Annotated in this window: 20 protein-coding genes and 6 tRNA genes; 20 read left to right on the top strand and 6 right to left on the bottom strand. The window is 57.1% G+C overall.

The genetic code is table 11. The features are described from left to right. Positions 1-35: 35 nt before the first annotated feature. The 5 genes from gutM to srlA all read right to left on the bottom strand — a co-directional run bounded on the left by gutM (position 36) and on the right by srlA (position 3,152). Entirely contained in the window at positions 36-395 is a 360-nt protein-coding gene (gene gutM / locus SPG90_RS12815; protein WP_023308952.1) for a transcriptional regulator GutM, read from the bottom strand. Positions 396-462: 67 nt separating this feature from the next. Next, complete coding sequence (gene srlD / locus SPG90_RS12810; RefSeq protein WP_045404214.1) at positions 463-1,242, bottom strand: sorbitol-6-phosphate dehydrogenase; 780 nt, start codon at positions 1,240-1,242, stop codon at positions 463-465. A gap of 15 nt (positions 1,243-1,257) precedes the next feature. Then, complete coding sequence (gene srlB / locus SPG90_RS12805) at positions 1,258-1,620, bottom strand: PTS glucitol/sorbitol transporter subunit IIA (RefSeq protein WP_023308951.1); 363 nt, start codon at positions 1,618-1,620, stop codon at positions 1,258-1,260. Between the two features lie 12 nt (positions 1,621-1,632). Then, a complete protein-coding gene (locus tag SPG90_RS12800) occupies positions 1,633-2,592 on the bottom strand; it encodes a PTS glucitol/sorbitol transporter subunit IIB (RefSeq protein WP_023308950.1) in 960 nt (319 codons plus the stop codon). Beyond that, positions 2,589-3,152, bottom strand: a complete 564-nt coding sequence (gene srlA, locus SPG90_RS12795) for a PTS glucitol/sorbitol transporter subunit IIC (RefSeq protein WP_023333189.1) — start codon at positions 3,150-3,152, stop codon at positions 2,589-2,591. The genes SPG90_RS12800 and srlA overlap by 4 nt, the downstream gene beginning before the upstream one ends. 253 nt (positions 3,153-3,405) lie before the next feature. Between srlA and mltB the strand changes: the two genes are divergently transcribed. The 20 genes from mltB to SPG90_RS12695 all read left to right on the top strand — a co-directional run bounded on the left by mltB (position 3,406) and on the right by SPG90_RS12695 (position 18,084). After that, positions 3,406-4,506: a lytic murein transglycosylase B gene (gene mltB / locus SPG90_RS12790; protein WP_171843736.1), complete on the top strand. Its 1,101-nt coding sequence runs from the start codon at positions 3,406-3,408 to the stop codon at positions 4,504-4,506. A 313-nt stretch (positions 4,507-4,819) separates the two neighbouring features. Next, positions 4,820-5,473 carry a metal ABC transporter ATP-binding protein gene (locus SPG90_RS12785; protein ID WP_045355803.1) on the top strand — a complete coding sequence of 218 codons (654 nt, stop codon included), beginning with the start codon at positions 4,820-4,822 and terminating at the stop codon, positions 5,471-5,473. Continuing rightward, on the top strand, positions 5,470-6,330 hold the full coding sequence (locus SPG90_RS12780) for a metal ABC transporter permease (RefSeq protein ID WP_023308946.1): 861 nt from the start codon (positions 5,470-5,472) through the stop codon (positions 6,328-6,330). The genes SPG90_RS12785 and SPG90_RS12780 overlap by 4 nt, the downstream gene beginning before the upstream one ends. 14 nt (positions 6,331-6,344) lie before the next feature. Next, positions 6,345-7,223, top strand: a complete 879-nt coding sequence (locus SPG90_RS12775; RefSeq protein WP_126303024.1) for a metal ABC transporter substrate-binding protein — start codon at positions 6,345-6,347, stop codon at positions 7,221-7,223. A 129-nt stretch (positions 7,224-7,352) separates the two neighbouring features. Then, positions 7,353-7,850 carry a nicotinamide-nucleotide amidase gene (pncC, locus tag SPG90_RS12770; RefSeq protein WP_023308944.1) on the top strand — a complete coding sequence of 166 codons (498 nt, stop codon included), beginning with the start codon at positions 7,353-7,355 and terminating at the stop codon, positions 7,848-7,850. An 89-nt stretch (positions 7,851-7,939) separates the two neighbouring features. Then, positions 7,940-8,998: a recombinase RecA gene (recA, locus tag SPG90_RS12765; RefSeq protein WP_023308943.1), complete on the top strand. Its 1,059-nt coding sequence runs from the start codon at positions 7,940-7,942 to the stop codon at positions 8,996-8,998. Positions 8,999-9,066: 68 nt separating this feature from the next. Further along, positions 9,067-9,567, top strand: a complete 501-nt coding sequence (gene recX, locus SPG90_RS12760; RefSeq protein ID WP_033146366.1) for a recombination regulator RecX — start codon at positions 9,067-9,069, stop codon at positions 9,565-9,567. Between the two features lie 131 nt (positions 9,568-9,698). Beyond that, positions 9,699-12,326, top strand: a complete 2,628-nt coding sequence (gene alaS, locus SPG90_RS12755) for an alanine--tRNA ligase (protein ID WP_126303023.1) — start codon at positions 9,699-9,701, stop codon at positions 12,324-12,326. A 241-nt stretch (positions 12,327-12,567) separates the two neighbouring features. Next, positions 12,568-12,753 carry a carbon storage regulator CsrA gene (csrA, locus tag SPG90_RS12750; RefSeq protein ID WP_000906486.1) on the top strand — a complete coding sequence of 62 codons (186 nt, stop codon included), beginning with the start codon at positions 12,568-12,570 and terminating at the stop codon, positions 12,751-12,753. A gap of 342 nt (positions 12,754-13,095) precedes the next feature. Continuing rightward, positions 13,096-13,188: transfer RNA gene (locus SPG90_RS12745), tRNA-Ser, on the top strand. Positions 13,189-13,192: 4 nt separating this feature from the next. After that, positions 13,193-13,269: transfer RNA gene (locus SPG90_RS12740), tRNA-Arg, on the top strand. Between the two features lie 64 nt (positions 13,270-13,333). Then, positions 13,334-13,410, top strand: a tRNA-Arg gene (locus tag SPG90_RS12735). Between the two features lie 29 nt (positions 13,411-13,439). Further along, positions 13,440-13,516, top strand: a tRNA-Arg gene (locus SPG90_RS12730). Positions 13,517-13,545: 29 nt separating this feature from the next. Then, a tRNA-Arg gene (locus tag SPG90_RS12725) sits at positions 13,546-13,622 on the top strand. 160 nt (positions 13,623-13,782) lie between these two features. Continuing rightward, positions 13,783-13,859 (top strand) — tRNA-Arg (locus SPG90_RS12720). A gap of 117 nt (positions 13,860-13,976) precedes the next feature. Then, on the top strand, positions 13,977-14,543 hold the full coding sequence (gene yqaB, locus SPG90_RS12715) for a fructose-1-phosphate/6-phosphogluconate phosphatase (RefSeq protein ID WP_023308940.1): 567 nt from the start codon (positions 13,977-13,979) through the stop codon (positions 14,541-14,543). Continuing rightward, a complete protein-coding gene (locus SPG90_RS12710; protein ID WP_008499541.1) occupies positions 14,540-14,968 on the top strand; it encodes a YqaA family protein in 429 nt (142 codons plus the stop codon). The genes yqaB and SPG90_RS12710 overlap by 4 nt, the downstream gene beginning before the upstream one ends. 83 nt (positions 14,969-15,051) lie before the next feature. Beyond that, entirely contained in the window at positions 15,052-16,596 is a 1,545-nt protein-coding gene (gene gshA, locus SPG90_RS12705; RefSeq protein ID WP_045404726.1) for a glutamate--cysteine ligase, read from the top strand. A gap of 153 nt (positions 16,597-16,749) precedes the next feature. Then, positions 16,750-17,265, top strand: a complete 516-nt coding sequence (luxS, locus tag SPG90_RS12700) for an S-ribosylhomocysteine lyase (protein WP_008499539.1) — start codon at positions 16,750-16,752, stop codon at positions 17,263-17,265. 54 nt (positions 17,266-17,319) lie between these two features. After that, positions 17,320-18,084 (top strand): AraC family transcriptional regulator, encoded by a 765-nt coding sequence (locus SPG90_RS12695; protein WP_126303022.1) that lies wholly within the window; start codon positions 17,320-17,322, stop codon positions 18,082-18,084. Here the strand turns inward: SPG90_RS12695 and leuA are convergent. Then, positions 18,071-19,726: a 2-isopropylmalate synthase gene (leuA, locus tag SPG90_RS12690; protein WP_126303021.1), complete on the bottom strand. Its 1,656-nt coding sequence runs from the start codon at positions 19,724-19,726 to the stop codon at positions 18,071-18,073. The genes SPG90_RS12695 and leuA overlap by 14 nt on opposite strands. Between the last annotated feature and the right edge of the window lie 22 nt (positions 19,727-19,748).

Raw genomic sequence — 19,748 nt, 5'->3', positions numbered from 1 at the left:
GATAATTTCGCAAGTCTATAGCTTTCACAACGAAATTATCCATGTTTCAGATTAAGCGCTAATGATAGTGCATTCTGACAGAGTGGATCATGGGGAAAGATCACATCAGGCCGTAATTCCTGCAGCGAAATGCCGTTGATCGCCTGGATTTTCGCCGGACGGGCGAAGACGGTCATGCCGCGCATGATGAGGGAATCGCAGACGTGATTGTTTTCATCCAGCGCAACGGCGACGACGACTCGCGGTTTGAAGCGTCCGCCGGAACGCCCGACCCCGACGCGACCTTTCTGACACAGCGCGTCAAACGCGCGGTTAAACTGGTGGATCTGCCAGCCGCCAAACGCCATCTGGCAGATCCAGGCGAGGGCGGCGACGGTGATGAGTGCGGTGACCATATCGACTCCTTATTATGTTCCCTCTCCCGGTGGGAGAGGGTTAGGGTGAGGGCATCAGGCCGCTCGATCAGAACATCACCTGCCCGCCGGTGACGTTAATCGACTGCCCGGTGCAGTAAGACGCTTTCGGGCTGGCGTAAAACAGCAGCATGTTCAGCACGTCCTGATAGTCGCACCCGCGCTTCAGCGGCACTTTATCGATGTAGTACTGCTCCACCTCGTCCGCTTTGATGCCAAGTTTGGTGGCGTACTGCGGCAGCAGGGACTGGAACATCGGCGATTTCAGCAGGTTGCCCAGCATCAGCGAATGCACGGTAATGCCGTATTCGGCCAGATCCAGCGCCAGAGACTGCGTCAGCCCCACGCCGCCAAACTTCGCCGCGCTGTAGCCGGAGTTGTGCTTGCTGCCCACTTTCCCTGATTTGGAGTTGATCTGAATGATGCGCCCCTGAATGCCGTCGCGGATCATCAGACGGGAAAACTCGCGGGCGCAGAGGAAATAGCCCACCAGATTCACCTGTAGCGAGCGGTCAAAGTCCCCCAGCTCGAAATCGCTGATAAAGGCCGCTTTCGCAATCCCCGCGCTGTAGACCAGCAGGTCGGTACGCCCAAAAATCTCGTCCACGCCGCGGGCCAGCGCCATCACGCTCTGCTCGCTGGTGGCGTCGGCACCAAACCCGTACGCCATCCCTTCGCCAAACTCGGTGTTAATGGTGTCCGCCACGCGGGCGGCTTTTTCACTCTGAATGTCCACTACCGCCACGCGGTAGCCCTCTGCGGCAAGCCCACGGCAGAGGAACTCGCCTAAGGTTTGTCCTCCACCAATGACAACGGCAACCTGACTCATGTGTTTCTCCTTAAATTACGCAACAAATTTTAACGTGCAGCCTGGGGTGACAGCCTGCGGAACCGGGCCCGCCACGTGAACCGTGCCGGGATATTCGGCCTGCGGCTGGCCGTCGAAACGCAGGGTGATGTGCCCCAACTCGCGCAGGTTTTGCTCGGCCACGTCGCCGACGGCGGTCACGGCATAGCGCGCCTCGCCCAGCTCCAGCTGGCTCCCGGCCTTCAGCTCGCCCTTCAGCTCGCCGTGACAGTGGATAAAGCAAAACTCTTCGATATCCGCCGGGGCGCCTTCGCGGAAGGTGATCAGCATCTGGTCGCTCAGCGCGTCAGCCGCGCTCTGGCCGATGCGGGTAATGGTGGTCTGGTAAATCACGGTCATCGCAGGAACCTCTTATTGATAAATAAAGCCGGAGACAAACCAGGCAATCAGCACCGTCGGCGCGCCCGTCAGGAAGCGACTGACCAGCACCGACGGCACGCCCACGCGCACGGTGTCCTGGCGCGCTTCGGCCAGCGACAGCCCTACGGGGATGAAATCGCACGCCGCCTGGGCGTTAATGGCGAACAGGGCGGGCAGGGCGAGGTGCGGGGGAATGTTCCCCAGACCAATCTGCACGCCAATCAGCACGCCGATGACCTGGGCAATCACCGCACCAGGGCCGAGGAACGGCGACAGCAGCGGGAAGGAGCAGATCAGCGCCAGCGTCACCAGCCCGAGCGGGTGGCTCGCGAGCGGGGCGAGGCCGTGAGCAATCCAGTCGCCCAGGCCGGACGCCATGATGATGCCGATCAGCGCCGAGACGAATGCCATAAACGGCAGAATGGTTTTCAGCACCGTGTCGATGGTGTCGCGCCCGGACTGGAACAGTACCGCCACGGCGGAACCCATGCCCATCCCGACCTTCGCCAGCAGGCCGTCGCTCTGTTCGGTGATTTTCTTGCTGGTGTCGTACTCGCGCGGGGCCGCTTTTTGCGGCGCGGCAGTGCCATTCACCAGCGTGATGTTGTCCTCCTTCACGCCTGAGACATAAATGTCCTCAAGGATGTACTGCGCCAGCGGGCCGGATTTTCCGGTGGAGTGAATATTCACCGTCGGAATGCGGCGCTTCGGATAGATACCGCAGCGCAGCGTGCCGCCGCAGTCGATTACCGCCACGCCGATTTCCGCTTCCGGCGGCTCGCCTTCCTTGAAGCCGTCGACCGCTTCCCAGCCGGTCAGCTCGCGCAGTCTGTCGACGATTGCCGGGCGCGTGCCTGCGGTGATGTAGACGATCTTTTTGCCTTCGGTGGCGTCGAACTCCAGCGGGCCGCCCCAGCCGCCCGTGCCTTTTTCAATGCGGATCCGGTTCATGCTGTGGCTCCTGAAAGATGGACTTTCTGTTCAAGCTGGATGCCCATTTTTTTCTCAAAAATGGCGGTGGTGAGGTCGGTCACCCAGCCGCGGAAGAAGTTGGTGACCAGGCCAACCAGCAGGTAGCTCACCGCCAGCGGGCCGAGCGGCAGGCCAAGGGTGGTGAGGCCGCTGGCGATCCCGAGATAGACAAACAGCTCGCCGGGGTTAATGTGCGGGAACAGGCCGTTCATGGAATGGCAGCTGTAGGAGGCGGCGGCGTAGTAGCTCGGCTTGTACTTTTCCGGCATGAAGCGGCCGAGGCTTAAGGTCATCGGGTTGCAGAACACGAAGGTACCGATGAACGGCAGTACCAGGTAGCGGGACAGCGGATTCCCGGCACAGCGCTGGGCGAAGCGTTCGATGCGCTGCTGGCCGATAAAGTTGATCAGCGCGTTCATGATCACCAGCAGGCTGATCAGCAGGGGCAGGATCCCGGTCACCATGCCGGTGAACACTTCTCCGCCTTTCTGAAACAGCCCGATGAACCACTCGGCGCCGTGGGTGATGGTTTCTATCATTCTTCTCTCCTGTGGGGCTTTTTTGTTTTTGTCTGACTGCGGTTAATAATAATCACTTTGAAAGGTTTTAAAGTGTTAGTTAGATCTCACAATGAAAGAAAAATGGATTATTTTGAAAGTTTATTGGCGGGGCGAATGATTTTCGGTGGAAAAAAGCGCGGATTTGCGTAGGGGAGGTGCGTACCGCTTCCTTGAGGTGTTGCGGATGCTTTACCATACTGGGTTCTTATCGAACCCGTTAAATGGATGTCTCATGTTCAAGCGTCGTTATGCAGCGCTGTTGCCTGCGCTTATTCTGCTGTCTGCCTGTAGTAGCAAACCTAAGACCGAAGCCGTTCAGCAAACGGCGGGCGCGCCTTCCGGAGGATTCCTGCTGGAGCCGCAGCACAATATGATGCAGATGGGCGGCGACTTCGCGAATAACCCGGCGGCCGAGCAGTTCATCGATAAAATGGTGAGCAAGCACGGCTTTGACAGACAGCAGCTGCACGAAATTTTGTCTCAGGCCAAGCGCCTGGACTACGTGCTGCGCCTGATGGACAGGCAGGCGCCGACGGCCCAGGTGCCGAGCGGGCCGAACGGCGCGTGGCTGCGCTATCGCAAACAGTTTATTACCCCGGACAACGTGCAAAATGGCGTGGTGTTCTGGAATCAGTATGAAGATGCGCTCAACCGCGCGTGGCAGGTATACGGCGTACCGCCTGAAATCATCGTCGGGATTATTGGCGTGGAAACCCGCTGGGGCCGCGTGATGGGTAAAACCCGCATCCTCGACGCTCTGGCCACGCTCTCATTTAACTACCCGCGCCGCGCGGAGTATTTCTCTTCCGAGCTGGAAACCTTCCTGCTGATGGCGCGCAGCGAGCAGGACGATCCGCTCGATCTTAAAGGGTCGTTTGCCGGTGCGATGGGCTACGGCCAGTTTATGCCGTCCTCCTATAAGCAATATGCCGTCGACTTTAACGGTGATGGTCATATCAACCTGTGGGATCCGGTGGATGCCATCGGCAGCGTGGCGAACTACTTCAAAGCGCACGGCTGGACGCCGGGCGGACAGGTTGCCGTTCAGGCAAACGGCGAGGCGTTTGGTCTGGAAAACGGCTTCAAAACCAAATATAGCGTCGCACAGCTGACGGCGGCGGGCTTAACGCCAACCCAGCCGCTGGGCAATGTCGATCAGGTGAGCCTGTTGCGCCTGGACGTGGGAACCAGCTATCAGTACTGGTACGGCATGCCGAACTTCTACACCATCACCCGCTATAACCACAGCACCCATTATGCAATGGCGGTGTGGCAGCTGGGGCTGGCAGTGTCTCAGGCGCGCGTTCCGGCGGCGTCACCGTTTAGTCAGTAAGTTGCTCAGACGGGTAGGCCGGGTAAGGCAACGCCGCCACCCGGCATGGCTGCACGCACGGTGCGGCCTGATGCCCTCACCCTGACCCTCTCCCACGGGAGAGGGAAATTCTTCAGAAACATTTCGCCACACTCCCTTTTCAAACCCGTCATTTACATCTTAACCGCCTTTCATTATTGTTATGTTATAACATTTAATACGGTGTCGACATGTCAACGTCCCTTTTTTCTCTGTCTGCTCTGGTTCGGCTTTTGCTGGCGCTGGTGCTGGTTGTCTTTATCGGGCTGGCCGTGCGCTGGGCGGTGGCACTGCCATGATCGTGATGAACGAACTGGTCGCGGGTTATGAACGCCAGCCCGTTACGCGGCCCCTCTCGGGCACCATTGAGCGCGGCAGCATGACCGCCATTATCGGCGCTAACGGCTGCGGGAAATCCACGCTGCTGAAAACGCTGGCGGGGTTTATTCCTCCCGTCAGCGGCGGTTTCCGCTGGCAGGGTAAGCGCCCGGTCATCGGCTGGCTGGCACAGCGTCACGCCCTGGAGGCGCAGTTTCCGCTGACCGTACAGGACGTGGTAAGCATGGGCTGCTGGCCGGGCATTTCGCTTTTTTCCGGGTTTCGTCGCGAAACGCGGCTGCGCATTGCCAGCGCGCTTGAGCGCGTCGGGCTTGAGTCCATGGCGTTATCCACCATCGATGAACTCTCCGGCGGTCAGTTTCAGCGCATGCTGTTTGCCCGCGTCCTGGTGCAGCAGGCGCCGCTGGTGATGCTGGATGAACCCTTTACCGGGGTCGATGAAGCCACCTGCAGCGTGCTGATGGATTTGATGCTGGAGATGTATATGCAGGGGCAAACGCTGCTCGCGGTACTGCACGACAGCGAGCGCGTGTCGCGCCATTTTCCGCAGACGCTGCGGCTGGATGCTGACGTTCCCCAGTGGAAAACCGAGCGGGTGAGGGTGGCATGATCTGGCATCTCTTTTTTCAACCGTTCATTGAGTACGGCTTTATGCGTCGCGCGCTGGTGGTTTGCCTGGCGCTCTCCGTCAGCACCACCGCGCTCGGCGTGTTTCTTCAGCTGCGTCGGATGAGCCTGATGGGCGACGCCCTTTCTCACGCCATTTTGCCGGGTGTCGCCGTGGGGTATTTGCTCAGCGGTATGTCGCTGCTGGCGATGAGTATTGGCGGTTTTATCGCGGGAATTACCGTGGCGCTGCTGGCCGGTCTGGTCAGTCGACGCACGCCGCTGAAAGAAGATGCCAGCTTTGCCGGGTTTTATCTTGGCTCGCTGGCGCTGGGGGTCACGCTGGTGTCGCTGCGCGGGTCGAATGTCGATCTGCTGCATCTGCTGTTTGGCTCTATCCTCGCAGTGGACAAGGACGCCGCGCTGTTTGTCACGGGCGTGTGTATGTTCACCCTTATCACACTGGCGCTGTTTTATCGAGGGCTGGTCACAGAAGCGTTTGATACTGCCTGGCTGCAGGTGAACGCCCGCTGGCTGCCTGGCCTGCTGCACGGACTGTTTCTGGCGCTGCTGGTGCTTAACCTGGTGGCTGGTTTTCAGGTGCTCGGCACGCTGATGGCCGTCGGGCTGATGATGCTTCCGGCCGTGGCGGCACGCTGCTGGGTGCGCACGCTACCAGCCTTACTTCTGATGGCGGGGATAAGCGGTATTTTCTGCGCATGGCTGGGGCTGAGCCTCTCCTGGGCGATGAGCCTACCTGCCGGGCCGTCCATCGTGCTCACCGCCAGCGCGCTGTTCTTTATTTCCATTTTACTGGGTACGCGAAGCAGGCTCGCTGGCAGCCTGCGGGCGTATTTTTAACGCAAGGGGAAACGATGAAACGTACAGGATTTGTAGTGGCGCTCGCGCTGGGGATGATGTCGCACGGCGTGATGGCGAAAACGCTGAATGTGGTGACCAGCTTTTCGATTCTGGGGGATATCACGCAGGAGGTAGGCGGTGACCATGTGAACGTGACGACGCTGGTCGGGCCGGACGGCGATCCGCATACCTTTGAACCGTCGCCGAAAGACAGCGCCGCTCTGAGCAAGGCTGATGTGGTGGTGGTGAACGGCCTGGGGCTGGAAGGCTGGCTTGATCGTCTGGTGAAAGCCTCCGGGTTCAAAGGGCAGCTGGTTGTCGCCTCAACAGGAGTGAAAACCCACACGCTTGAGGAAGATGGAAAGACTGTGACCGATCCCCATGCGTGGAACAGCGCGGCGAACGGGGCGCTCTATGCACAAAATATCCTGAACGGGCTGGTGAAAGCCGATCCTGAGGACAAAGCCGTGCTGGAAGCCTCTGGCAAAACGTATATCGCGCAGCTCAGCCAGCTGGATAACTGGGCCAAAACGCGCTTTAGCCAGATCCCGCCGGCGAAGCGTAAAGTGCTGACCAGCCATGACGCGTTCGGCTATTTCAGCCGCGCCTACGGCGTGACGTTTATGGCGCCGCAGGGGCTGTCGTCTGAGAGCGAAGCCAGCGCGGCGCAGGTCGCCGAGATTATCAATCAGATTAAAGCCGACGGCGTGAAAACCTGGTTTATGGAAAATCAGCTCGATCCGCGTCTGGTGAAACAGATTGCATCGGCGACGGGCGCACAGCCCGGGGGCGAGCTTTACCCCGAAGCGCTGTCGGCAAAAGGTGGGGTGGCTGACACCTACGTTAAGGCGTTTCGCCACAATGTGCACACCCTCGCTGAGAGCATGAAATAACTTTTCCACCGCCGGTGCGTCCGTACCGGCTTTTTTCTGAAGCCCACTCGTAAAACCTGAAGTGCATCCCCACATCTGACGAGAAAGTGCTATCTTGTGCAGCACGTTTTTCTGATGCCTGGAGCGAGAATGACTGACCATGAATTGATGCAGCTTAGCGAGATCGTTGGCCTTGCGCTGAAGCAGCGTGGCGCGACAATCACCACTGCGGAATCCTGCACCGGCGGCTGGGTGGCGAAAGCGATTACCGATATTGCCGGCAGTTCCGCCTGGTTTGAACGCGGTTTTGTGACCTACAGTAACGAAGCTAAAGCACAGATGATTGGCGTGCGTGAATCCACGCTTGAACAGCATGGCGCGGTCAGCGAACCGGTGGTAATCGAGATGGCTATTGGCGCGCTCAAAGAGGCGCGGGCAGATTACGCGATTTCCATTAGCGGTATTGCGGGCCCGGACGGCGGCAGCGATGTGAAGCCTGTCGGCACCGTCTGGTTTGGGTTCGCCACCTCCAAAGGGGAAGGGATCACCCGCCGGGAGTGCTTCAGCGGCGATCGCGAAAGCGTGCGTCGTCAGGCAACCGTTTATGCGTTAAAAACGCTCTGGCAACAATTTCTACAAAACACTTGATACTGTATGACCATACAGTATAATTGCACCAACAGAACAGAAATCCACGGTGAAGCACAGTCGCTTCTCCCGGCATGACAGGAGTAATAATGGCTATCGACGAAAACAAACAGAAAGCGTTGGCGGCAGCACTGGGCCAGATCGAAAAGCAATTCGGTAAAGGCTCCATCATGCGCCTGGGTGAAGACCGTTCCATGGATGTGGAAACCATCTCCACCGGTTCGCTTTCTCTGGATATCGCGCTGGGCGCTGGCGGTCTGCCTATGGGCCGTATCGTAGAAATCTACGGGCCAGAGTCCTCCGGTAAAACCACCCTGACGCTGCAGGTGATCGCTGCGGCACAGCGCGAAGGTAAAACCTGTGCGTTTATCGATGCCGAGCACGCGCTGGACCCTGTTTATGCTCGCAAGCTGGGCGTGGATATCGACAACCTGCTGTGTTCTCAGCCGGACACCGGTGAGCAGGCGCTGGAAATTTGTGACGCGCTGGCGCGTTCTGGTGCCGTTGACGTTATCGTGGTCGACTCCGTTGCCGCACTGACGCCAAAAGCCGAAATCGAAGGTGAAATCGGTGACTCTCATATGGGCCTCGCGGCACGAATGATGAGCCAGGCGATGCGTAAGCTGGCGGGTAACCTGAAGCAGTCCAACACGCTGCTGATCTTCATCAACCAGATCCGTATGAAAATTGGTGTGATGTTCGGTAACCCGGAAACCACTACCGGCGGTAACGCACTGAAATTCTACGCCTCTGTCCGTCTGGATATCCGCCGTATCGGCGCGGTGAAAGAGGGCGAGAACGTGGTCGGTAGCGAAACCCGCGTGAAGGTTGTGAAGAACAAAATCGCCGCGCCGTTCAAACAGGCTGAATTCCAGATCCTCTACGGCGAAGGGATCAACTTCCTCGGCGAGTTGGTTGACCTGGGCGTGAAAGAGAAGCTGATTGAAAAAGCGGGGGCCTGGTACAGCTACAACGGTGACAAGATTGGTCAGGGTAAAGCGAACGCGATCTCCTGGCTGAAAGAGAACCCGGCTGCGGCGAAAGAGATTGAGAAGAAGGTGCGTGAGCTTCTGCTGAACAACCAGGACTCTAAACCTGATTTCGTGGTCGATGCCGCGGATGCTGAAGAAACTAACGAAGACTTTTAATTCTTTCGTTTAAAAATGAAGGGCTGCTGATGCGGCCCTTTTTGCATTTCTGAATCAGCAGGTTTTTTATGAGTGAACCGACAACACGTCGACCCGCGTATGCACGCTTACTGGACCGCGCGGTGCGCATCCTGGCCGTTCGTGACCACAGTGAACAGGAGCTGCGGCGAAAACTGTCGGCTCCGGTGATGAGTAAAAACGGGCCGGAAGAGATTGATGCCACCGCGGAAGATTATGACCGCGTGATTGCCTGGTGCTATGAGCATCGTTATCTTGATGACGAGCGCTTTGCCTCACGGTTTCTCGCCAGCCGCGGCCGTAAAGGATATGGGCCCGCGCGCATCCGGCAGGAGCTGAACCAGAAAGGGGTGGCCCGGGAGTCCATCGAAAAAGCGATGCGCGAATGCGATACTGACTGGTGCGAGCTGGCCAGAGAACAGGCGATTCGTAAATACGGCGAGCCGCTGCCGCGTGAATTTTCAGAAAAAGTTAAAATCCAGCGCTTTTTGCTCTACCGCGGCTTTCTGATGGAAGATATTCAGGATATCTGGCGTAATTTTGCCGATTGAACGCATGCGGGATTTTACTTCCCACTAAAGAAAACTTATCTTATTCCCACTTTTTCCAGTAGCTGGTCTGTCCAACGGTTTACCGATACAGGCTGGCTACGACATTTCGTTAGCTTGATTTCAGGATAATTATGAGCAAGAGCACCGCTGAGATCCGTCAGGCGTTTCTCGATTTTTTCCATAGTAAGGGACACCAGGTTGTTGCCAGCAGCTCCCTGGTACCGAACAACGATCCGACTCTGCTGTTTACCAACGCCGGGATGAACCAGTTCAAGGATGTGTTCCTTGGTCTCGACAAGCGTAATTATTCCCGCGCCACAACCTCACAGCGTTGCGTGCGTGCGGGCGGTAAACACAACGACCTGGAAAACGTCGGTTACACCGCGCGTCACCACACCTTCTTCGAAATGCTGGGTAACTTCAGCTTCGGCGACTACTTCAAACACGATGCCATTCAATATGCGTGGGAACTGCTGACCGGTGAAAACTGGTTCAACCTGCCGAAAGAGCGTCTGTGGGTTACCGTCTATGAAACCGATGACGAAGCCTACGAAATCTGGGAAAAAGAAGTCGGGATCCCGCGCGAGCGTATTATTCGCATCGGCGATAACAAAGGCGCGCCATACGCGTCTGACAACTTCTGGCAGATGGGTGATACCGGCCCTTGCGGCCCGTGCACCGAGATCTTCTACGATCACGGCGACCACATCTGGGGTGGCCCTCCGGGCAGCCCGGAAGAAGACGGCGATCGCTACATTGAGATCTGGAACATCGTCTTCATGCAGTTCAACCGTCAGGCCGACGGTACGATGGAGCCGCTGCCGAAGCCTTCCGTTGATACCGGTATGGGTCTGGAGCGTATTGCCGCGGTTCTGCAGCACGTCAACTCCAACTACGAGATTGACCTGTTCAGCACCCTGATCAAAGCCGTTGCCGAAGTTACCGGCGCGTCCGACCTGAACAACAAATCGCTGCGCGTTATCGCGGACCACATTCGTTCCTGTGCGTTCCTGATTGCCGACGGCGTTATCCCGTCGAATGAAAACCGTGGCTACGTGCTGCGTCGTATCATTCGTCGTGCCATCCGTCACGGCAACATGCTGGGCGCGAAGGACACCTTCTTCTATAAACTCGTTGGGCCACTGATTGGCGTGATGGGTGCTGCCGGTGACGAGCTGAAACGCCAGCAGGCGCAGGTAGAGCAGGTTCTGAAAACCGAAGAAGAGCAGTTTGCGCGTACACTGGAGCGCGGTCTGGCGCTGCTGGACGAAGAGCTGGCGAATCTCAAGGGCGACACGCTGGATGGCGAAACCGCTTTCCGCCTGTACGACACCTACGGCTTCCCGGTTGACCTGACGGCGGACGTTTGCCGCGAGCGCAACATCAAAGTTGACGAAGCGGGCTTCGAAGCCGCGATGGAAGAGCAGCGTCGTCGTGCGCGTGAATCCAGCGGTTTCGGTGCAGACTACAACGCGATGATCCGCGTTGATAGCGCGTCTGAATTCAAAGGTTATGACGCGCTGGAACTGACCGGCAAAGTGACCGCCCTGTTTGTTGACGGTAAAGCCGTGGACAGCATCAGCGCGGGCCAGGAAGCGGTTGTCATTCTGGACAAAACGCCGTTCTACGCGGAATCCGGCGGTCAGGTTGGCGATAAAGGCGAACTGAAAGGCAACGGTTTCAGCTTCAGCGTCAACGACACCCAGAAATACGGTCAGGCGATTGGTCACCAGGGCAAACTGGTTTCCGGTTCTCTGAAAGTGGGCGAGGGCGTACAGGCTAACGTTGATGAAGCTCGCCGCGCGCGCATTCGTCTGAACCACTCTGCAACCCACCTGATGCACGCCGCCCTGCGCGACGTACTCGGTACCCACGTTGCACAGAAAGGTTCTCTGGTTAACGACAAAGTGCTGCGTTTCGACTTCTCGCATTTTGAAGCGATGAAACCGTCTGAAATCCGCGCGGTGGAAGATCTGGTGAACGCGCAGATCCGTCGTAACCTGCCAATCGAGACCCACATCATGGAGCTCGAGGACGCGAAGAAAAAAGGTGCGATGGCGCTGTTTGGTGAGAAATATGACGACCGCGTTCGCGTGCTGAGCATGGGCGACTTCTCTACCGAGCTGTGCGGCGGTACGCACGCATCGCGCACCGGTGACATCGGCCTGTTCCGCATTGTTTCCGAATCGGGTACGGCGGCAGGTGTGCGTCGTATTGAAGCGGTGACCGGTGAAGGTGCGATTGCCAGCCTGCATGCGCAGAGCGATCAGCTGCACGACATCGCGCAGCTGCTGAAAGGCGATAGCCAGAACCTGGGCGAGAAAGTGCGCGTTGCGCTGGATCGCACGCGTCAGCTGGAAAAAGAGCTGCAGCAGCTGAAAGAGCAGGCTGCGGCGCAGGAGAGTGCAAACCTCTCCAGCAAGGCTGTAGACATTAAGGGCGTCAAACTGCTGGTCAGCGATCTGGCGGGCGTTGAGCCTAAGATGCTGCGTACTATGGTCGACGATCTCAAGAACCAGCTTGGTTCTACCGTTATCGTGCTGGCGACAGTGGCAGAAGGTAAGGTTTCTCTGATTGCGGGCGTCTCTAAGGATGTGACCGACCGCGTAAAAGCAGGGGAACTGATTGGTATGGTCGCTCAGCAGGTGGGTGGCAAGGGTGGCGGTCGTCCGGACATGGCGCAAGCCGGTGGTACGGATGCGGCGGCACTTCCGCAAGCTTTGGCCAGCGTTGAAAGCTGGGTAAGCGCGAAACTGTAATAACTACAAAGCACAAGCAGACGCCATAGCGGTAACGTTATGGCGTCTTGTTCACTGTGCTATCGATAACGATAAAGTCAGGTTGAGTTTGTGTATATCGGCTAAACTTACGTTTAACAGAATGTGATGCCGTGACTGCTTACACTTTACGTGTTTGTCATCGCTTACTTTTTGGCGTTATATGATGGATAATGCCGGGATACAAGAGACCCGACTCTTTTAATCTTTCAAGGAGCAAAGAATGCTGATTCTGACTCGTCGAGTTGGTGAGACCCTCATGATTGGGGATGAGGTCACCGTGACAGTTTTAGGGGTAAAGGGTAACCAGGTACGTATTGGTGTTAACGCTCCTAAAGAAGTATCTGTCCACCGTGAAGAGATCTACCAGCGTATCCAGGCTGAAAAATCCCAGCAGTCCAGTTACTGATATTGTCGCGTCTCGCTGTCGGGCGAGACGCAACCCTCCTGTCATTTTTCCTGCTCAACGTTACCGTTTAATTTCAAACGCTCTCTTTTTAACCACTCCGTTACCCTAAACTCGCCCTTACGCCGCCATTTCTGCAAAGGTTTTCTGTGAAGATGCCTGCAAAATCCGCTTATAAAACACCCTCTTTGCGGCTTTTACATGCGAATTGCGTGTGATTTGTGCAAACGATAAAAGCTTTTGGAAAATTGTTTGACTTATAAGTCCCAGAAAGTAATATATGCGCCACGCAGCGACGAGAAGCTCTTAACGAGTAACTCGAAGCACTCGAAAGAGGCGTTGTGTGGTGAGGTGGCCGAGAGGCTGAAGGCGCTCCCCTGCTAAGGGAGTATGCGGTCAAAAGCTGCATCCGGGGTTCGAATCCCCGCCTCACCGCCATTTTGCATCCGTAGCTCAGCTGGATAGAGTACTCGGCTACGAACCGAGCGGTCGGAGGTTCGAATCCTCCCGGATGCACCATCTATTACTTCATATTGCTTTAGAAGTGATATGAATATCGAGCAGTACAGTAGTAAATCCCGATGCATCCGTAGCTCAGCTGGATAGAGTACTCGGCTACGAACCGAGCGGTCGGAGGTTCGAATCCTCCCGGATGCACCATTTACTATTTCTGAAAGCAGTACCCTGATGCATCCGTAGCTCAGCTGGATAGAGTACTCGGCTACGAACCGAGCGGTCGGAGGTTCGAATCCTCCCGGATGCACCATTTACTATTTCTGAAAGCAGTACCCTGATGCATCCGTAGCTCAGCTGGATAGAGTACTCGGCTACGAACCGAGCGGTCGGAGGTTCGAATCCTCCCGGATGCACCATATTCTCCGAGATAATAGCCACGCTGTTGTTTCAAGGTCTGCGAGTTAATCGCGAGAACCAGGGAGGATAACGTTGCTTCAGCAGCGGCCCGCAGGGCGAGGCGCAGCCGAGTAATCCTCCCGGATGCACCATTATTATTTCTGAAAGTAGTTCCCTGATGCATCCGTAGCTCAGCTGGATAGAGTACTCGGCTACGAACCGAGCGGTCGGAGGTTCGAATCCTCCCGGATGCACCATCTTCTCCTTCTTTGTTTATTCCTTCGACGTTCCGTCAGCAATCACACTCTCAATCAGCGACAAAAATCACCATTTACGATAAAGTAATGCTTTGTTAATCGTTTAGCGAGAGCACGATGTACGCACAGTATGACGGTTTGATCTTCGATATGGACGGCACTCTCCTGGATACCGAACCCACGCATCGTCAAGCCTGGACTGACGTCCTGGGCCGCTACGGAATGCGTTTCGATCTTCAGGCGATGATTGCCCTCAACGGATCCCCCACCTGGCGTATTGCGCAGGCCGTGATTGAACTGAATCAGGCCGACCTCGACCCGCATCTGCTCGCGCGCGAAAAAACCGATGCGGTAAAAGCCATGCTTCTAGATACCGTACGTCCTCTGCCGCTGATTGATGTGGTAAAAGAGTGGCACGGGCGCCGCCCGATGTCGGTAGGAACAGGCAGTGAAAGCTCGATTGCAGAAGCTTTGCTCAATCATCTTGGCCTGCGTCACTATTTTTCTGCCGTGGTCGCCGCCGATCATGTTAAACATCACAAGCCCGCACCGGACACCTTCCTGCTTTGCGCAGAATTAATGGGCGTCCCGGCGGCAAAATGTGTCGTGTTTGAAGACGCCGATTTCGGCATTCAGGCCGCGCGTGATGCCGGTATGGATGCGGTGGATGTGCGCTTACTGTGAGTGACGCGCTGTCACTTGCTTCATTATTCGCCAGCAGTTTTTTAAGCGCCACGCTGTTACCGGGAAATTCGGAAGTGGTGCTGGTGGCGATGCTGTTGTCCGGCGTGAGTCAGCCCTGGCTGCTTGTATTAATAGCAACAATGGGTAATAGCCTTGGAGGGCTGACTAACGTTATTCTTGGGCGTTTCTTTCCGCTGCGCGAAAAATCGCGCTGGCAGGAAAAGGCAGTCGGCTGGCTAAAACGCTATGGCGCTGCCACGCTGTTATTAAGCTGGATGCCTGTAATAGGCGATTTACTGTGTCTGCTGGCGGGATGGATGCGCATCTCCTGGGGACCGGTGCTCTTTTTTTTGTGCCTTGGCAAGGCGTTGCGCTATGTTCTCGTGGCGTGGGCAACACTACAGGGTATGACGTGGTGGCACTAATTGGTGGAATGAATACGCGACCTTCAATCGTCAACCATTACAATTATGCTGAGTAACATTACTTTGACAGGCGGGAGGTCAATTTGATCCCGGACGTATCTCAGGCGCTGGCCTGGCTGGAAAACCACCCTCAGGCATTGAAGGGTATTCAGCGTGGTCTTGAGCGTGAAACGCTGCGCGTTAACGCGGACGGTAGCTTAGCGACGACGGGTCACCCGAAGTCGTTAGGCTCGGCGCTGACACATAAATGGATCACAACCGATTTCGCTGAAGCACTGCTGGAGTTCATCACGCCAGTAGAGGGTGATATTGATCATATGCTGACGATCATGCGCGATATCCATCGCTACACCGCGCGCAACATGGGCGACGAACGTATGTGGCCCCTCAGCATGCCGTGCTATATCGAGCAGGGCCAGGAGATTGAGCTGGCGCAGTACGGCACGTCAAATATCGGCCGGCTGAAAACGCTCTATCGCGAAGGGCTGAAAAACCGCTACGGCGCGTTGATGCAGACGATCTCGGGCGTGCATTATAACTTCTCGCTGCCAATGGCGTTCTGGCAGGCGAAATGCGGTGAAACGGATAAAGATGCGATCTCTGAAGGCTACTTCCGCCTGATCCGCAACTATTACCGTTTCGGCTGGGTGATCCCGTATCTGTTTGGTGCCTCCCCGGCGATCTGTTCTTCGTTCCTGCAGGGGAAACCGACCACGCTGCCGTTCGAGAAGACCGAGTGCGGAATGTACTATCTCCCGTACGCGACCTCTCTGCGCCTGAGCGATCTCGGTTATACCAATAAATCGCAAAGCAATCTCGGTATTACGTTTAACGAATTGCACGAATATGTGGCAGGATTGAAGCGGGCGATCAAAACCCCGTCGGAAGAGTACGAGAAAATCGGCCTCGAAAAAGACGGCAAGCGCCTGCAAATCAACAGCAATGTGCTGCAGATTGAAAACGAGCTGTATGCGCCTATTCGTCCTAAGCGCGTAACGCGCAGCGGTGAAACCCCGTCGGATGCGCTGCAGCGCGGCGGGATCGAATACATTGAAGTGCGTTCGCTGGATATCAACCCGTTCTCACCGATTGGCGTTGATGAGCAGCAGATTCGCTTCCTGGATCTGTTTATGGTCTGGTGCGTGCTGGCGGATGCGCCGGAAATGAGTTCAGACGAACTGCTCTGTACCCGTACAAACTGGAATCGCGTGATTCTGGAAGGGCGTAAGCCGGGCCTGACGTTGGGTATCGGCTGCGAAACGGCACAGTTCCCGCTGACCAAAGTCGGCAAAGATCTGTTCCGCGATCTGAAGCGTGTTGCCCGCACAATGGACAGCATTGACGGCGGCGACGCGTATCAACAGATCTGCGACCAGCTGGTGGAATGTTTTGATAATCCGGAACTGACGTTCTCAGCGCGTATTCTGCGTTCTATGATCGATCAGGGCATTGGCGGCACGGGGCGTTCACTCTCAGCGGAGTATCGTGAGATGCTGATGCAGGAGCCGTTAGAAGTGCTGAGCGAAGCAGATTTTGCCGCGGAACGCGATGCGTCCGTGGTGCGTCAGAAAGAGGTTGAAGCGGCGGATACCGAGTCGTTTGAGGCGTTTCTGGCGAAGCAGTCTTAAGCAGAAAAGAAAAAGGCCACATCGCTGTGGCCAAAATATACATCTCTGAATTCAGGGATGATGATAACAAATGCGCGTCTTTCATATACTCAGACGTGCATTCTGTAGAAGAGTTCAGTTTATTTTAAAAAAAATCACTGTCGGAGGTGACGTATGCCGTTATTAGATAGCTTTACTGTCGACCATACCCGTATGGAAGCACCTGCAGTTCGCGTGGCGAAGACCATGCACACCCCGCACGGCGACACGATCACCGTCTTCGATCTGCGTTTCTGCGTGCCAAATAAAGAAGTGATGCCAGAGAAAGGCATTCATACCCTGGAACACCTGTTCGCCGGTTTCATGCGTGACCATCTGAACGGCAACGGCGTTGAGATCATCGACATCTCCCCTATGGGCTGCCGTACCGGTTTCTACATGAGCCTGATTGGCCAGCCGGAAGAGAAACGCGTCGCTGATGCGTGGAAAGCGGCGATGGAAGACGTGCTGAAGGTGAAAGAGCAGAACCAGATCCCTGAGCTGAACGTTTACCAGTGCGGTACTTACCAGATGCACTCTCTGGAAGAAGCGCAGGAAATCGCGCGTCACATCATCGAGCGTGATGTTCGCGTGAACAGCAACGAAGAGCTGGCCCTGCCAAAAGAAAAACTGCAGGAACTGCACATCTAGTGCACCTTTTCCCTCTCCCTCCGGGAGAGGGTAGGGTGAGGGTGGTTTAACCCCATGACCACAACCGCAACCTTCTCCTTTACCCATCGTCCCCTCGTTCCGTTCGCCCATGATTACGTTCATGGTGACAGCGAGCCGTGGCATGAGCACGACTGCGCGCAGCTGTTGCACACCCTGAGCGGCGTGGTACGGGTCGATACCGCATCGGGCTGTTGGGTTGTTCCTCCGGGTCGCGGCGTCTGGCTACCGGCGGGGACTCGCCACTCGCTTCGCATCACCGGCAACGTGGCGGCGCGAACGCTGTTCATCGATCCGCTGGCGCGGGCCGATCTCCCGGCCTCCTGTCAGATCGTGCAGATCGCGCCGCTGCTGCGCGAGCTGATCCTCGTCTCTCTTGCTTTACCTGAATCGTACTCGCCCGGCAGCCGGGATGAACGCGTCTATGAACTCATTCTCGATGAAATCCGCACCATGCCGGTGCTGCCGTTTCATCTGCCGGAGCCGGAAAGCGAGGCGTTACGCCACCTGTGTCTGCTAATCCGGCAAAACGCGGGAGGGAGCTGGAGCAGCGCGCAGGCCGCGAGCATGATGAACATGAGCGAGCGCACCCTGAACCGCCATTTTCAGCAGCAGACGGGATTAAGCTACGGCGAGTGGCTGAGAAGGGCGCGCCTGCTGGAAGCCTTAGTGCGGCTGGCGCAGGGCCAGCCAGTGCTGCGCGTGGCGCTGGATCTGGGTTACGGCAGCCACAGCGCCTTTACGGCAATGTTCCGCCGGGTGATGGGCGTCTCACCCAGCGATTACTTTAAGAACGACTGACGGCGTTTAAAAGCGCCTGAAGCGACGCGCGCGCCACGTCGCTGTCGATGCCCACGCCCCAGCGGCTGCTCCCGTCCTGGAACAGGCAGCGGATGTAGGCCACTGAGCGGCTGTCGCTGCGTTCGCCTAACGTATGCTCGTGATAATCCTTAATCACGAACGGGGCGTTGACCCAGCGGCTCAAGCCGTGAGCGGCGGCGGAGAGCAGACCGTTACCCTGACCTTCCAGCTGACGCGTTCCCCCCTGCGTAGCGATGCTTGCCGTCAAACGCAGCTGGCCGTCCTGCTGGCTGTCGCTGCGGTAGGATTGCAGCGCAAACTGCGGCGTGGCTACCAGGCCGTAGCGGGTGCGGAACAGCTGCCACAGCGCATTCTGCGTCATCTCTTTTCCGTGGCGATCGGTTTCCTGCTGCACGTGCTGGCTGAAATCCTGCTGCAGGGCGCGGGGTAATTTCAGGCCATGATTCTGTTCGATGAGCCACGCGCTGCCGCTTTTCCCTGACTGGCTGTTCACGCGGATCACCGCTTCGTAGGTGCAGCCGATGTCCTGCGGATCGACGGGCAGATACGGCATCTCCCAGCGATCGCCAGGCCTGCGGGCATCAAAGCCTTTTTTGATCGCATCCTGGTGCGAGCCGGAGAAGGCGGTATAGGCCAGCCGGCCTGCCCACGGGTGGCGCGGATGCACCGGCAGCTGGTTGCAGGCTTCCACCACTTCCACGACCCGGTTCATATCGCTAAAGTCGAGATTCGGGCTGATGCCCTGGCTGTAGAGGTTCATCGCCAGCGTCACCAGGCAGACGTTGCCCGTGCGCTCGCCGTTACCAAACAGACAGCCCTCCACGCGGTCTGCCCCCGCCATCACGGCCAGCTCGGCGCTGGCGACGCCGGTACCGCGGTCGTTATGCGGATGTACGCTGATGCAGACATCCCGGCGGCGGCTGAAGTGGCGACAGAAATACTCGATCTGGTCGGCATAGACGTTCGGCGTGCTCACTTCGACGGTTGCGGGTAAGTTGATCACCATGGGCCGTTCGTCGCACGGCTGCCAGATCTCCGCCACGGCTTCACAAATCTCCAGCGCAAACTCCGGCTCGGTAAAGCAGAAGGTCTCCGGGGAATACTCATACTGCCAGCGGGTGTCCGGGTTCTCTTCACACTGCTGACGAATAAGCCGCGTGAATCGCGTCGCCAGCTCGACGACTTGCGCTTTCTCCATGCCGAATACCAGGCGGCGGAACAGCGGGGCGGTGGCGTTATACAGATGCACGGTAGCCTGCTTCGCGCCGCGCAGGGATTCAAAAGTGCGATGGATGAGATCTTCCCGCGCCTGGGTTAATACCTGAATCGTGACGTCATCCGGGATGCGGTTCTCTTCAATCAGCTGGCGAACAAAGTTGAAATCCGTCTGCGAGGCGGACGGGAAGGCGACCTCAATCTCTTTGAATCCGCAGCCCAGCAGCAGATCCCAGAACTGCAGCTTGCGGGCGCTGTCCATCGGCTCGGCAAGGGCCTGGTTGCCGTCGCGCAGGTCGGTTGAGAGCCAGCGCGGCGCGCAGGTAATGCGTTGCTCCGGCCAGCGGCGGTCGGGCAGGGAAAGGGTCGGATAGGGTTGGTACTTGTCGGCGGGTGTGTTCAGCATAATGCGCTCCTGTTGTCTTTTC

The organism is Enterobacter sp. D2 (genome assembly GCF_034427575.1).
Lineage (GTDB): Bacteria > Pseudomonadota > Gammaproteobacteria > Enterobacterales > Enterobacteriaceae > Enterobacter > Enterobacter cloacae_M.
The sequence above is the reverse complement of the archived record's forward strand: the minus strand, read 5'-3'. Positions and strand labels throughout refer to the sequence as shown.